This is a genomic window from Gammaproteobacteria bacterium (assembly GCA_016199745.1).
Lineage (GTDB): Bacteria > Pseudomonadota > Gammaproteobacteria > Acidiferrobacterales > Sulfurifustaceae > JACQFZ01.
In genome coordinates this window covers 17488-30786 of sequence record JACQFZ010000035.1, presented here as the reverse complement: position 1 = coordinate 30786, position 13299 = coordinate 17488, and the positions used below count along the sequence as shown (strand labels likewise).

The window sequence follows — 13299 nt, the reverse complement described above, 5'->3', positions numbered from 1 at the left end:
GAAATATGCCGCGCGCGTTTTTTAATTGAGATGATTACGTCATCATTCTGACACATTAAGAATTTGAGGCTATTTAAAAATTAGAATGGTCCATCTAAAAAAATCATGATCGGTTGCAAGATGGTGGAAAAACTGAACAAGTCGTGAGTATCGGCGCTTAAGAACTAACTTCCCGAGAACATTCCTGCGTACGAAGGCGTGTTTGAGGGCTGCGTTGGAGGCAATGGAAACCAGTTTATAGCGAAGTTAGGTCAGTTTATCTAAAACTTCCTATCACTAGCGTCCGGACGTTAATCAAACAAATTCAGCTGATTAGCTGAAAGGGCCTGAAAGTCGTCGGTGACAATGTTGTTAAGTAGTTGATCCAAGGGAATTCGCTCGAACAGGGTCAGGCTCAAGATCTGTAGCATTTCATACAGGCTCGCCGAAAGGTTGAGCCGTTTCTTGACGATGGCAACGAGCACGTAGACCGAAATCGCGATCCAGATTTGTGTCTTGACCGCATTCTCGGACGTACCAAAGAAAACCTTGATACGAAGATGCTGCTTGATCCATTTGAAGAACAACTCCACCTGCCACCGGCACCGGTACAGCTCGGTGATGGTGATTGCCGGAAGCCGGAAGTGGTTGGTCAGAAAGACGAGCCGCTTGCCGGTCTCGGGGTCCCGGAACTTGATGCGGCGCAGCGGTGTGTCGAAGTCTTGGCGCGAATAGAACCCCGTGAGCAAGATGGTCTGATCGCAGATCAATCCGGTACTTCGATCGACCGGATGCGAATAACGGCGCTCGGCCTTGAGATTGGATTTGGCACGCGTCACAAAGAAGCTACCTGCCGCGTGCAGACGGTGCAGCCGCGCGAAGTCGACATACGCGCGATCCATGACATAGAAAGCGCCCGGCTCCGGCAGCAACCCGTCGAGGACGTTGACGTCGTGCAGTTTGCCATCCGAAATGTGCAGAAACGACGGGATATTGCCCCGCAAATCCAAGAGCGTATACAGTTTGATGGTCGCCTTGGTCGAGCGAAACGGGGCCCACGGAAACACCGACAGGCACAGATCGATCGTGCTCGCATCGAGCGCGTAGACCGTCTCTTTCAAGTCGACGCCGATCAGCGATTGCGCAAAGTCCGCGTACAGGCGCCAGTCGCGCGCCTCGTTGGCATCGGCAAGCGTGCTGCGCGAGACGCGGCTCTTGATGCCCATGTGGTACAACTTTCTCGCTTGCGCACGCAGACACGCTTCGATATCGCGCAAACTCTCCCGATAGGTCAGCTGGGCAAACGCCATGCAGAGATATTGCTCGAGACAAGAGAAGGTTTTGACCTTGTGCTCGCCTCGATAGCGCGCCACACAACGACGGAATGTGGTCAGCGGCAAATGCGCCGTGACCTGTGCGAATACCAGCTTGCCTACGTTCATCGATGCCTCCGGCGAATGAATGCCTCGCAGGGTCGCAAATCGATGCCACGCGTTTCAAATCGAGACCAAGAAAAATCATGAGTTCTCTATTTCAGATCAATCGATTATCGTGTTTGGGACGTTCAACGTCCGGACAGCAGTGAGATAGAGACATATCAAAATTATATTGAACTTATCTCTCCTAAGGACGCTACTCTGACCTCGCGTCGATGGTTAGTCGTATTTCAAGTGATAAAAAATTTGTAGCGGCAAAATCCGGTTACTACGGTTTGGTAGTGTGCGCCGATGATGTGTTGCCGACGCGAATGCATCGCGGGATGGGAATGTAAGACAGCACGGACGATCTGTCGCCTCAGAAACTTGCGATAGCGGGCTAACTAATGAGCAAGAGCGAGTGCAGTTCTCTGGTGCATGTTATTCGCTCTCAAACGATCGGCCACGCCGAACGTCCTGCATTGATATTCCTTGCCGACGGTGAAACGGAGACCGTTCGACTTACCTACAAAGAGCTCGATCAACGCGCGCTGGCATTGGCGGCGCGGTTGCAGGCCGATGGTCTTGGCGGTCAGCCTGTCGTGTTGTTGTTGCCGTCCGGCCGTAAGCGGTAACTACCCGACGTTCTTGCCTACGAAGTTCGATACAGATCCGAGCGCAGCGGATGGGCAGCGACGTGTTGTTTCCACCGGCGCGGCGTGAGCTCGGCGACACGGGCGGCGGGATGTTGGCCAACGCGTTGGAGCACATCGACGAAGTAGGTATACGGATCGATGCGGTGCAGTCGGCAGGTAATGATGAGACTTTGCACGATGCCCACCTGCTGCGCGCCGAGTTCGGTCCAGCAGAAGTTCCAGTTTTTTCGACCCATCGGAATAGCACGTAGCGCCCGCTCCAGGTGATTGGTGTCGATGGGCACGTCGGGATCGGTGAGGAACACTGCAAGCCCAGCGCGGCGTTCGCGCGCATAGGCGAGCGCCTGCACGAAGGGGTTACTCGGCAATAACCCCTGTCGCTCAAATTGTCGATCCACCCAGTCGAAGAAGCGCTCGACGCGGGGTTTGGCATGCGTGAGGCGATGCCATCGTTTGTTTTCTTTCACGAGTTTGCGTTCGCGAATCTCTTCCTCGATCGCATACAGCGCTTGAATGTGCGTGAGTGCGTCGCCGGCGCCCTCCGGATCGACCGCTTGGGCGTCAAAGAAGCCGCGCCGGGTGTGTGCCCAACATTGCGCGTGCGTCACGCCGGTTTTCTTCGCGTAGTTCGCGTAGGCGGCATAGCCGTCGGTGAGCAGCACGGCCTGTTCGGTGGGCGTCAGGCCCAAGGCGTCGCGCACATGGTGTGCCGCGCGCGAGGGAAAGTAAGGAAAGCACACTTCATCCTGCTCACCGTACACGGGCCAGAAATAGCCGGTCTTCATCTTGCCGTTGCCAACGCGACCGGCCTTGATCGGTGTCTCATCCATCGCTTTGACGCGACTGTCGCGGATCGAGGCGAACTGCGCCTCGTAAATCGGTTCCAGTAAGCCGATACCCTGTTGCGCGATCTGCGTCAGCCACGGCCGACTGACCGTGACGCCGCTATCGGTCAAGCGTTGATGCTGGCGATATAGCGGCAGGTGATAGGCAAACTTGTCGACAAGCAATCCGGCCACAAAACTGACGTCAGCGCGGCTGCTAACGATGCGCGACGCGGCATGCCTTGCGCGGTACGCCGACCGACTACGACGAGCCTCTGCAAGGGTATTTTTTCTGCTCGTCGCTTGCGCTGGCCGCCGAGCTAGCCGCGACGGAAATAGTGTTGTGCCGCTTTACCCAGTACTATCCGGCGATATTCAATTACCACTCATTGTGCAAGCTGATTGTCCTATTGTAGCGGCTCAATGTAGTAATTACCGGTACAAACGGCTGGGAAATCGAGCGCGAGTACGCCCACGTTGCTCTCGTCCTGTATCATTCACTGACATGAACAACCGCACGAAACCACCCCGCCAGGCGTCATTATTCGGCGATTCGGATCCCGTCACCAGCGCCGCGCTCGTGACCGTTGCGAAGGGTCCGGCGCCGCACAGCGCGGCGCAGCGAACCTTCAATCAATTGACCGACAAAATCCGTCGCCAACGCGACGCGCTCGCGGTTTGGGAAGCGTACACGGTACGGTTGCAGCAGCGCGTGGCGCTCGAGCTGGTGCCGGCCGAGCGCGAGGTGCGCGACGCGCAACGGCGGCTCGTGCGGCGACTGGATGCATTGCTCGCTCGGCAGAGCAAAGGCGAGCGCTTGAGCCGCCGGCACCGCTCCCGGTTACGTTCGCATGTCTTGAGTATCATCGATAATCTCCTGGGGGACGGTCCCGATTCCGAGCTCGAGGCGCTACACGACAAGTACAGCGAGGTTTCCCGCGAGGCGTTGCGCCGCGACGAGATGGAGCTGGCCGAGAGCTTGCTTGGCGAGGTCGTCGAAGGACATCAGGCGCGCGATCTCGATGAGCTGTTACGGCACGCCGACGCGAAATTGGCCGAGCAGGCGGAGACGCAAGCGCGCCAACGCGAAGCGCGCGCGGCCAAACGCGCTGCCCGGCGCCGCGGACGCCCGACGCAGGCGGAGCGCGCCGCCGAATGCAAGGCGCAGGCCGAGCGTGAGGCAGGCCGGTCGGTGCGCGAAATCTTTCGCAAGCTCGCCAGCGCCCTGCATCCCGATCGCGAGACCGACGACGCCGAGCGTAGTCGCAAGACGCGATTGATGCAGCGCGTTAACCAGGCGTACGAACGCAGCGACCTGCTGGAACTGCTCGCCTTGCAGATCGAAATCGAACAAATCGATGCCGACCATCTGGCGAACGCACCGGAAGAGCGTCTGCGGCACTACAACGACGTGCTGCGCCAGCAACTGCGAACACTGGAAGCGCAGGTAGAGGAACGTATCGCCCCCTTTCGGTTCGAGCTCGATCTGCCGATGCGCGGTGTGACCACGCGCCATATGGACGACGCCTTGAGCGCAAGAATCGCCGAGACGCAGGCGTTGCGCCAACAAATTGAGATCGATCTTGAGGCGCTCGACGATCCGCGCCGGCGGCGGACCCTGCTCGATGCGCTACCGGATCTGGACGACAGTAACGGGTTCGACGACTTGTTGGCGCTGAGCGCGTTGCTCGACGAGGGGCCGATGCAATGGCCGCCACCGATGAGCCGCCGGCAGCGGAAGCGGCGTCGATAGACGAGGGAGCCGGCGCGCCTCCCAAGGTGCCCACCCGCCGATGCTCAGTCAAAATAACGAGAGAGAATTCTGATGACTCAGGACGAAGCGCTCGACATTCTGAAAACGGGCAGCAACGTGTTTCTCACCGGTGAGCCGGGAAGTGGTAAGACGCATACGGTGAACCGCTACGTCCATTGGCTCCGCGAACGCGGCATCGATCCCGCTATCACGGCGTCGACCGGCATCGCGGCGACGCATATCGGTGGCTACACGATCCACTCGTGGAGCGGTATCGGCATTAAAACCGAGCTTACGAAAGACGATTTTGACCGGCTGCGTCAGAACCGGCGTGCCGCGCGATGCGTGCGTGCCGCCCGCGTTCTGATCATCGACGAGATCTCCATGCTATCCGCGGCAACGTTGGCCGCAGTGGATGTGACCTGTCGGGCGTTGCGCGAACGTCAACAACCGTTCGGTGGCATGCAAGTGGTTCTTGTGGGCGACTTCTTTCAGTTGCCTCCGGTCGTGCGGCGGGAGGCGCCGGATACGTCAATGCTTTCGCTCCTGCCGCAAGACGATGAGCGCGGGCGATTCGCTTATCTCTCTTCCTCTTGGTATGCACTGAAGCCGACAGTCTGCTACCTCAGCGAACAGCATCGGCAGGAAGACGCGGCGTTTCTGGATATTCTTTCGGCGATACGGCGCGGGTCGGTGAGTGCAGATCATCGTGCATTGCTGTGGTCGCGTCGTTGCTCGATGGCGCCGGCGCAAGATGAAGCGAATGCCGGCGCTAAGAACGTCACACAACTTTACTCGCACAACATCGACGTCGATCGCGTGAACGCGGTGGCGTTGCAAAAACTCCCGGGGCAAACGCGCGAGTTCGTGATGCAGCGGATCGGGCCCGACGCGCTCACGACACAACTCGTTCGCGGATGCCTGTCGCCGGAAACGCTGACGTTGAAAGAAGGCGCGCGCGTGATGTTCACCAAGAATAACTTCACGGCAGGATTCGTGAACGGCACGACCGGTACGGTCGTCGGCTTTGCCGACGATGGCGAACGCTGGCCGATCGTGGAAGTGCGCGACGGTCGCCGAATTATCGCCGAGCCGATGGAGTGGGCGATCGAGGGAAACGGTGCCGTGCTCGGGCGTCTCGTGCAGATTCCGCTGCGATTGGCGTGGGCGATAACCGTCCATAAGAGCCAGGGCATGTCGCTCGATGCGGCGCACATCGACCTCGCCGGCGCGTTCGAGTACGGCCAGGGATATGTAGCGTTGTCGCGGGTGCGCACCTTGAGTGGTCTCACGCTTGCCGGCCTTAATGAGCGAGCGCTTGCTGTTCATCCCGACATGGCCGAGTGCGATGCGAAATTTCGTCGCCAGTCCGATGTGGCGCGCGCTTCGCTCAGCGATCGTGCGTTGTTTGAGAAGATGCAGGCAAAATTTATCATCGCGTGCGGCGGCAAGGAGCCGCAAGAAAACGGCGTGGCGAAAGCGAAGGTTATCGGCGATGCCGGGGCGCCAGTCGATTCTTCTATAAAAGTCTATTCTGTTGATGCCATCCGCCAACAGTATCCAAACGCGTACCGCCCTTGGAGCGAAGACGACGACGTCGCCGTAACGCGCCGCTTCAAGGCCGGCGAAAAAACGGAAGCGACTGCCCATGCCCTCGGACGCCAGCCAGGCTCAATTCGCTCTCGGCTGGTGAAGCTGGGCTTGCTGGAGTAGCGTTGCCGGGTGTCTGCATCCCAAGATAAGGTGGCACGCCGGATTAGAGGCTCAAGGTTCCCCGATACAACGGACTTTTGTTTTTACCCGACGCTGTTGCGTCTTAAGCGATGAATCATGGATTACTCCGAATTTCGCGCCCTTCGACAACATCATCCCGCCTGGCGCTTGTTGGCCGCGGATCACGCGCCCTTTATTATCGCTTTCCTGTACGACGCGTTTACCAAACCCAACCGGCGAACGTTGGCGGAGTCGGAGCTTCGCCGGCGGCTTGATGATCATATATATAGTATCCGGTCCGGACTTGAGGAGGGGTCGTTTCCGAAGCAGGCAAGTGCCTACCTGAGTGATTGGTCCAACGATGGCCAAGGCTGGTTGCGCAAGTTTTATCCGGCGGACGGCGACGAGCCGCACTTCGATCTTACGCCCGCCGCGGAGAAGGCGATCGACTGGTTGCAAGGGCTGGAACGCAAGCGCTTTATCGGTACCGAATCACGCCTCAAGACGGTCTTTGATTTGTTGCAGCAGATGGCGCGTGGAATCGAAACCGATCCGGCGGTCCGGATCAGTGAGTTGATACAGCGCAAGGCTGAGATCGACGCCGAAATTGCCCGCTTACATGCCGGCCAGATCGACTTGATGGATACCACCCAAATCAAAGAACGTTTCTATCAAGTAGAGCAAACGGCGCGAGCACTGTTGGTGGATTTTCGCCAGGTGGAGCAGAACTTCCGCGATCTCGATCGCGTTGTCCGTGAGCGCATCGCCTTGTGGGACGGCAGTAAAGGTGAACTGCTCGAAAGCATTTTCGGTAGCCACGATGTGATCGCCGATTCCGACCAGGGCCGAAGCTTCCGCGCGTTCTGGGATTTTCTGATGTCGCCGGTGCGGCAAGAAGAGCTGTCCCATTTGTTTGCGCGCATCTTGTCGCTCGCGCCGGTCGCGGAGTTGTCGCCTGATCAACGCCTGCGGCGTATCCATTATGACTGGATGGAGGCGGGCGACGCCGCACAGCGTACGGTCGCGCGCTTGTCGGAGCAGTTGCGCAAATACCTCGACGATCAAGCATGGTTGGAAAACCGGCGCATCATGACGATCCTGCGCGACATCGAGCATCACGCATTGGCTCTGAAAGCGGCGATGCCGGAGGGCGACTTCACCGAGCTTGCCGATACGCAGCCGGTGGTCACGTTGGTCATGGATCGCCCGCTGTTCGCGCCGCCGCGAAAACCTTGCATTCTCCAGCAGGTGGTCGAGGAGGGCCGTGACCCGGTCAAGGCTGATGCGCTCTTTGATCAGATCTATGTCGACAAGGCCGAACTTAGCCGCCGTATTCACCGGATGTTGCAGACCCGCCAGCAGGTGGCGCTCGCGCATTTGCTCGACGAGTTTCCGTTGGAGCGCGGACTTGCGGAGCTCGTTTGCTATTTAGCGCTTGCGGCGGACGACAGCAAGGCGATGATCGACGACACACGGATGCAGACAGTGACGTGGACCGACGATCGCGGGCGCACGCTTGAGGCACACATGCCGACGGTAATTTTTAGTCGGTAAAAATGAAGATTCTCACCACCTTCCCCTCTCCCCCGAAAGGAGGAGAGGGCAAAGGGAGGGGCATAAACGAAGGCAGCACATGACCGACACCGATTCCATTACACAAAATCTTTCGCCAGTACTCATCATGCTGTTCAAAGGCGTGCTCTACCAGGACGCGAGCGCCACGTTGTGGCAAGGCCTGATGGCGTTGCAAGCGCGGGTGCGCGACTACGTTGCCGTGCTGGGGCTCGAGCTCGTGCTCGATGAAGCCGAGGGCTACGCCTATTTGCGCCAGCGACCACAGACGGAAGAAGAGGAGACGTTGCCGCGTCTTGTGCAGCGCCGACCCTTGAGCTATCCGGTGAGTTTGTTGCTGGCGCTGTTGCGCAAGAAGCTCGTTGAGTTCGACGCCGTCGCCGGCGATACACGCCTTATTCTCGAACGTGGCCAGATCGTCGATATCGTGCGGGTGTTCCTGCCCGATACATCCAACGAAGCAAGGTTGCTCGATCGCATCGACAGCCACATCAATAAGCTGATCGAACTTGGTTTTCTACGCCGGTTGCGCGGCCAGGAAAATCAGTTCGAGGTGATGCGCATTCTCAAAACATTTGTCGATGCCCAGTGGCTCACCGAGTACAACGAGCGGCTTGCCGGCTACCGCCGTCATGCTGCGGAGGCGAACGAAAAATAATGGAAGTGATATCACCCGAGGCGCACAACGTTGCTGTCGCTCATGAACGTGCCGGCTTCCGGCTGCATCGTGTCGAGGTCTACAACTGGGGGACGTTTCACGGCAAGGTTTGGAGCCTGTCACCGCAGGGCGATAACGCGCTACTCACCGGCGACATCGGCTCGGGCAAGTCGACGCTGGTTGACGCCATCACGTCGCTGCTGGTGCCGGCGAACAAGATCATCTACAACAAGGCCGCTGGCGCTGACAGCAAAGAGCGCACGCTCAAATCCTACGTGCTCGGCTACTACAAGTCGGAGCGTGCCGACAACAGTCTGGCGGCCCGCCCCGTGGCATTGCGCGATCAAAATAGCTACTCGGTTATCTTGGGCCACTTCCGCAACGAAGGTTTCGAGCAGCACGTCACTTTGGCGCAGGTGTTCTGGATTCGCGACGGTGAAGGTCAGCCAGAGCGGTTCTACGTGACGGCCGATGTCTGGCTTACGATCGCCGAGCATTTCGCCGGCTTCGGCACCGATATCGGCGACTTGAAGAAGCGGCTGCGGCGGACGGCGTGCGTCGAGATTCACGACAGCTTCGCCGCCTACGGCGCGGCGTTCCGCCGGCGCTTCGGCATCGGCAACGAGCAGGCGTTGGATCTGTTCAATCAAACCGTGTCGATGAAATCGATCGGCAATCTGACCGAGTTCGTGCGCAACCACATGCTCGAACCGTTTCCGGTGGAGGGGCGCATCGAGGCGTTGGTCAGTCACTTCAACGATCTCAACCGTGCGCACGAATCGGTGCTCAAGGCCAAGCGCCAAGTCGCCGCGCTCGAGCCACTGGTGGCCGACGGCGAACGTTACACCGAGTTATTGGCGCAGATGGAAAGCTTGCGTGACTGTCGCGACGCGCTCAAACCGTGGTTCGCCAAGCTCAAGAGCGAGCTGCTACAAAAGCGCCTGGAAAATTTGGACGCCGACATCGAACGGCTCACGGGGCGTATCGCGGTACTCAGCGAACGCCGCCGTGACCAGCACGCACAGCGCGATGACGTTAAACAAGCCATGGCCGAAAACGGCGGCGATCGTATCGAGCGGATCAAGACCGATATTCTGCGTCTGCAGGAGGAGAAGGTCAGACGTTTGGAGCGGGCTGAGAAATACAATGCGTTGGCGGCGGCATTGGGGTTGCCGGCGGCATTGGACGCCGAAAGCTTCATGGCTAATGTGCGCCAATTGCAATTCGAGCACGAGGCGATGCAGGATCAGCAGCTGCAAGCGCAAAACGCGCACACCGAGGCCGAGGTCGAGTTCCGTCAGTGGCGGCGCGAGCATGACGATATCGCGCAAGAAATCGCCTCGTTACGCGAACGCCGTTCCAATCTTCCGTCGGACGCGATCGCCATTCGCCAGAGTCTTTGCGACGCATTGTCCGTCGCCGCCGACGATCTGCCGTTCGCCGGTGAATTGCTGCAGGTCAGGTCGGAAGAGAAAGATTGGGAAGGTGCCGCCGAACGGTTGTTGCGTGGCTTCGGCCTTTCTCTACTGGTGCCCGATCAGCATTATGCCGATGTCGCCGCCTGGGTGGATCGCACGCATCTGCGCGGCCGGCTCGTGTATTTTCGCGTGCGCGACCGCGACGGTGTGAGTCTTCCGGCGTTGCCTCCGCAATCGCTCGTGCGCAAGCTCGCGGTGAAGCCCGACTCGCCGTTTTATCGGTGGCTCGACGCCGAGGTTGCGCGGCGTTTCGACTACGCTTGTTGCGACAATCTCGAGCAGTTTCGGCGCGAGACACAAGCGATTACGCGCGCTGGTCAGATCAAGGGCCGGGCCGAGCGCCACGAGAAAGACGATCGTCACCGGCTCGATGACCGCACGCGTTATATTCTTGGCTGGAGTAACGCCGCCAAGATCGCGGCGCTCGAGAAGAAAGCCGCGGGCTTCGCGGTTCGCGTGCAGACGATTGCCGATCGCATCGGCGCGTTGCAAAAGACCCGCAGCGAATGCGAGAAACGCCTGCGTCAGGCGAGTCAGATGGAGGTATACACCGATTTTCGCGAGCTCGACTGGCGTCTGCCCACGCTCGATATCGAGCAGCTGGAACGCGAGAAACAGCAACTCGAACGAGCGTCCGATGTATTGCGCACGCTGCAGCAGCAACTCGATGCGCTGGATAAGGTATGTGCCGACGTCGATTCTGAGCTCAAGGAAGCGGAACGCGAGCAAGCCGTTGCCCAGAGCAAGCGGCAAGAGGCGATACGGCTATTCGATGAAGCGTGCGCAATCTGGCAGGTGTTGCCAGCCGAGGTCGCTGCACGCCATTTCCCGCTACTCGACGCAATGCGCCTTGAGGCGATCGGCGACCAGCGGCTGACGGTCGAGTCCTGCGACAACCGCCAGACCGACATGCGCGAATGGCTGCAAGCCAAGCTCGATGCCGAGCAAAAGAAAATCGATCGCTTGCGCGACAAGATTATCGACGCGATGCGTTCCTATAAAAATTCCCATCAGATCGAAACTCAAGAAGTGGACGTGAGCGTCGACGCGATGGGTACCTATCGGCAAATGTTGCTACAGCTCAATACCGATGATCTGCCGCGGTTCGAGGTGCGTTTCAAGCAGCTGCTCAACGAGAACACCATCCGCGAGGTTGCCAATTTTCAAGCGCAACTCAATCGTGAGCGCCAAGAAATTCGCGAACGCATCGAGACGATCAACAACTCGCTGCGCGCCATCGATTACAACCCCGGCCGCTATATTGTGTTGTTGGCCGAACCATCGCCGGACGCTGACGTGCGCGACTTTCAACAGCAGCTGCGCGCTTGCACCGAAGGTGCACTTACGGGTTCCGACGACGAGCAATACACCGAGGCGAAGTTTCTGGAAGTCAAAGCCATCGTCGAACGCTTCCGCGGCCGCGACGGCACCGCCGAGCTTGATCGGCGCTGGACGCGCAAGGTAACCGACGTCCGCAACGGCTTCGTGTTCTCGGCGTCCGAACGCTGGCGCGACGACGATGCCGAGCATGAGCATTACTCCGATGCCGGCGGCAAGTCCGGCGGTCAAAAAGAGAAGTTGGCCTACACGGTGCTGGCGGCGAGTCTCGCTTATCAGTTTGGGCTCGAGTGGGGCGAGCAGCGCTCGCGCTCGTTCCGCTTCGTGGTCATCGACGAGGCGTTCGGGCGCGGCTCGGATGAATCGGCGCGTTACGGACTCGAACTTTTCAAGCGGCTTAATTTGCAATTGTTGATCGTCACGCCGTTGCAGAAGATTCATATTATCGAACCGTTCGTAGCGAGCGTCGGTTTCGTGCACAACGCCGATGGCCGCCAGTCGTTGTTGCGCCACTTGACCATCGAAGAGTATCGAGCGGAGAAGGCGGCGCGGACGGTCGCCGTTCGATGAGTTGGACGACACCGGCGCAACTCAAGGAGCAAGTGCGGCGACGCTGGGAACGCGGCGAAATTCTTTCGGCGCGCGTAACCGGCGCCGCGCTTTTTCCGCTGCGACTGAAGCTCGCTAAGCCGACTTCCACCGACATCACCGAGCGCTTCGACGAGGTGCGCCGATGGACCCAGACGCTGATCGACGAAAGTCGCAGCGATCGAGAGGGCGGCTATGTCATCAACTGGCGCGAAGTGCGCCATCGGGTCCATGGATGCAATCGTGTGCCTGACGCCGTCGCGGTCGCTACCGAAACCGATGCGCTGTGCTTGATCGGTAAGCTCGGTGATGCCGAACGTTTTACGCGGCTCGTCGAATTAACCTTGGCGCGATACCCTGAGCTACGCGAGTGGTTATCACGCTGGCCGCTGACCTTGCTCGCGCACGCTCACGATTGGAACCAGATCCTTGCGGTGCTCGATTATTTTTGCGCCCATCCGTGCCCTGGGCGTTACCTCCGTCAGCTTAGTATTGCGGAGGTAGATACCAAGTTTATCGAGACCCGTAAGTCGTTGCTCATCGATCTCCTCGATGCGGTGCTGCCCGCCACCGCCATTAACGCGCACGTCACCGGCGTAAAAGGATTCGAGGTGCGTTACGGGCTCATGGAGGAGCCGCTTTCAATCCGTTTCCGAATTCTCGATCCGGTGCTGTGTCCACAAGGGCTGTCGGATCTGTCGGTACCGTTAGAACAATTCATGCGCCTGACGCTGCCGCTCAGGCGTGTTTTCATTACTGAAAACAAGATCAATGGCCTCGCATTTCCCGAGCATCCCGACGCGATCGTTGTGTTCGGATTGGGTTATGGTGTGTCGATGTTGTTCAATACCGCGTGGCTCGAACGATGCGAACTTTACTATTGGGGTGACGTCGATACGCACGGTTTTGCCATGTTGAGCCGCTTGCGCGCGCGTTTTCCGAGCGTACGCTCGATGTTGATGGATGAAACCACAGTGCTGGGTTGTCGTACATTTTGGGGCAGCGAGCCAAAGCCCGATGTTGCCAACCTTGCTTATCTCACAGCAGATGAGCAGGCGGTGTATAAGAAACTCACGGATAACACCTGGAAAGAGCGGCTGCGTTTGGAGCAAGAGCGCCTGCCGTTCACCTACCTCGAACAGTTTCTAAAAACGCTGAGCGAAAGCTAGTCTCGAACAAATGTCTTATCGGGCCGTGCGCCCATTTGCTTCTATGCGAAACCACCGAATGGCGTAATGCCCAGTAACAACGCGAGCGGAGGCGCACGCGACAATTACCGCCACAAAGGTATTCACGCAGAGAACGCGCTCAATCCCCTGGGCGCT

Annotated in this window: 9 protein-coding genes; 7 read left to right on the top strand and 2 right to left on the bottom strand. The window is 58.7% G+C overall.

The genetic code is table 11. The annotated features are described in order from the left end of the window. Positions 1-290: 290 nt before the first annotated feature. Positions 291-1421 (bottom strand): IS4 family transposase, encoded by a 1131-nt coding sequence (locus tag HY308_08795; GenBank protein MBI3898380.1) that lies wholly within the window; start codon positions 1419-1421, stop codon positions 291-293. Between the two features lie 380 nt (positions 1422-1801). On the opposite strand from HY308_08795, the gene HY308_08790 reads away from it, so the two are divergent. Further along, entirely contained in the window at positions 1802-2029 is a 228-nt protein-coding gene (locus tag HY308_08790) for a hypothetical protein (protein MBI3898379.1), read from the top strand. Positions 2030-2046: 17 nt separating this feature from the next. On the opposite strand, the gene HY308_08785 is transcribed toward HY308_08790, so the two are convergent. Further along, positions 2047-3099: an IS66 family transposase gene (locus HY308_08785; GenBank protein ID MBI3898378.1), complete on the bottom strand. Its 1053-nt coding sequence runs from the start codon at positions 3097-3099 to the stop codon at positions 2047-2049. 280 nt (positions 3100-3379) lie between these two features. Between HY308_08785 and HY308_08780 the strand changes: the two genes are divergently transcribed. From HY308_08780 to HY308_08755, 6 genes are all read left to right on the top strand, one after another. Beyond that, positions 3380-4627 (top strand): J domain-containing protein, encoded by a 1248-nt coding sequence (locus HY308_08780; protein MBI3898377.1) that lies wholly within the window; start codon positions 3380-3382, stop codon positions 4625-4627. 72 nt (positions 4628-4699) lie between these two features. Continuing rightward, positions 4700-6340, top strand: coding sequence for an AAA family ATPase (locus tag HY308_08775; GenBank protein ID MBI3898376.1), 1641 nt, complete (start codon positions 4700-4702; stop codon positions 6338-6340). A 117-nt stretch (positions 6341-6457) separates the two neighbouring features. Then, positions 6458-7894: a DUF3375 domain-containing protein gene (locus tag HY308_08770; protein ID MBI3898375.1), complete on the top strand. Its 1437-nt coding sequence runs from the start codon at positions 6458-6460 to the stop codon at positions 7892-7894. A gap of 79 nt (positions 7895-7973) precedes the next feature. After that, positions 7974-8570, top strand: coding sequence for a DUF4194 domain-containing protein (locus HY308_08765; GenBank protein ID MBI3898374.1), 597 nt, complete (start codon positions 7974-7976; stop codon positions 8568-8570). Then, positions 8570-11956, top strand: a complete 3387-nt coding sequence (locus HY308_08760) for an ATP-dependent exonuclease SbcCD, C subunit-like protein (GenBank protein ID MBI3898373.1) — start codon at positions 8570-8572, stop codon at positions 11954-11956. Before HY308_08765 ends, HY308_08760 begins: the two co-directional genes overlap by 1 nt. Next, positions 11953-13143, top strand: a complete 1191-nt coding sequence (locus HY308_08755; GenBank protein ID MBI3898372.1) for a hypothetical protein — start codon at positions 11953-11955, stop codon at positions 13141-13143. Before HY308_08760 ends, HY308_08755 begins: the two co-directional genes overlap by 4 nt. Positions 13144-13299: the final 156 nt, after the last annotated feature.

Bases quoted from the DNA above. Each gene is read 5' to 3' on its own strand.
- HY308_08795 (MBI3898380.1), bottom strand. From the start codon at position 1,421: ATGAACGTAGGCAAGCTGGTATTCGCACAGGTCACGGCGCATTTGCCG.
- HY308_08790 (MBI3898379.1), top strand. From the start codon at position 1,802: ATGAGCAAGAGCGAGTGCAGTTCTCTGGTGCATGTTATTCGCTCTCAA.
- HY308_08780 (MBI3898377.1), top strand. From the start codon at position 3,380: ATGAACAACCGCACGAAACCACCCCGCCAGGCGTCATTATTCGGCGAT.
- HY308_08775 (MBI3898376.1), top strand. From the start codon at position 4,700: ATGACTCAGGACGAAGCGCTCGACATTCTGAAAACGGGCAGCAACGTG.
- HY308_08770 (MBI3898375.1), top strand. From the start codon at position 6,458: ATGGATTACTCCGAATTTCGCGCCCTTCGACAACATCATCCCGCCTGG.
- HY308_08765 (MBI3898374.1), top strand. From the start codon at position 7,974: ATGACCGACACCGATTCCATTACACAAAATCTTTCGCCAGTACTCATC.
- HY308_08760 (MBI3898373.1), top strand. From the start codon at position 8,570: ATGGAAGTGATATCACCCGAGGCGCACAACGTTGCTGTCGCTCATGAA.
- HY308_08755 (MBI3898372.1), top strand. From the start codon at position 11,953: ATGAGTTGGACGACACCGGCGCAACTCAAGGAGCAAGTGCGGCGACGC.